Origin of the sequence: Streptomyces sp. 13-12-16 (genome assembly GCF_002114215.1) — a bacterium.
Lineage (GTDB): Bacteria > Actinomycetota > Actinomycetes > Streptomycetales > Streptomycetaceae > Streptomyces.
Genome location: NZ_NCTE01000998.1, coordinates 728 through 1,703, shown reverse-complemented (window position 1 = coordinate 1,703; position 976 = coordinate 728). Strand labels below are relative to the sequence as shown.

Here is a 976-nt window from a genome sequence, read left to right as displayed (position 1 = left end):
GGCGGTACGGGACGCCTGGGCCGAGCGCCGCCGGATCGCCACCGGACTGGAGACCACCGTGCTGGCGCGCACCGCCGACATGGTCGCGCAGGCCGAGGCGGGCCGGCTCGACGAGGTCGCCGAACGTGCCCGCGAGGCCCTCGCCGCGATGCGCGCCCTGCTCGACACGGTCCGGGACTCCGGGGCCGTGCCCGCGCTGCGGCCGCAGCCCACCCTGCAGGCTCTCGACCTCCTCGGCCACCAGATCCGGGCCACCGGCCGCGACGTCGGGATACGGCTGACCGACCGGATACCGAGACGGCTGCCCACCGCCGTGGACCTGGCTGCCTACCATGCCTGCGAAACGGTGCTCGCGGCCGGCGGCGAGGAGCCGATGGCGGTGGAACTCGACGCGGACGAAGCCGCGTTGACGATCACGGCGATCGGCGTTCCGGACACCGTACGTTCCGCCCTGTGCCGGCAGTTGTCGGCGCGTGCGGCGATGGCCGGCGGGACGGTCACCGCCGGCCCGTCGGGTCCGGTGCGCGTCCTGCTGCCGCTGACCGCGGCACCGGCAGCACCACAGGACGACGAGGAGGGACAACGATGAGCCTCAGGGTGCTGGTCGTCGACGACCAGGGCATCGTACGGGCGGGGTTCGCCGCCGTGATCGACGCCGAGGAGGACATGACGGTCGTCGGCGAGGCCGCCGACGGCGCCGAGGCGGTACGGCTCGCCGGGGAACTGGCACCCGACGTGGTCCTCATGGACGTCCGCATGCCCGAACTGGACGGCATCGCCGCCACCCGGATCATCACCGGGCGTCCCGACGCACCCCGTGTCCTGGTGCTGACCACCTTCGACCTCGACGCGTACGTGTTCGACGCGCTGCGCGCCGGCGCCTCCGGTTTCCTCCTCAAGGACGTGCACCCCGGCGAACTGCTGAACGGCATCCGGGTGGTGGCCTCCGGCGAGAGCGTCCTCGCCCCGTCCGCCA

Annotated in this window: 1 protein-coding gene and 1 pseudogene; both read left to right on the top strand. The window is 73.7% G+C overall.

From position 1 onward, the window contains the following. Window positions 1–589, top strand: a pseudogene (locus B7767_RS33900) (histidine kinase); the annotation flags it as partial. Next, window positions 586–976, top strand: a 391-nt coding sequence (locus B7767_RS33895) for a response regulator transcription factor (RefSeq protein WP_143652773.1), incomplete at its 3' end; no start/stop codon positions are given. The pseudogene B7767_RS33900 and the gene B7767_RS33895, both read left to right, overlap by 4 nt.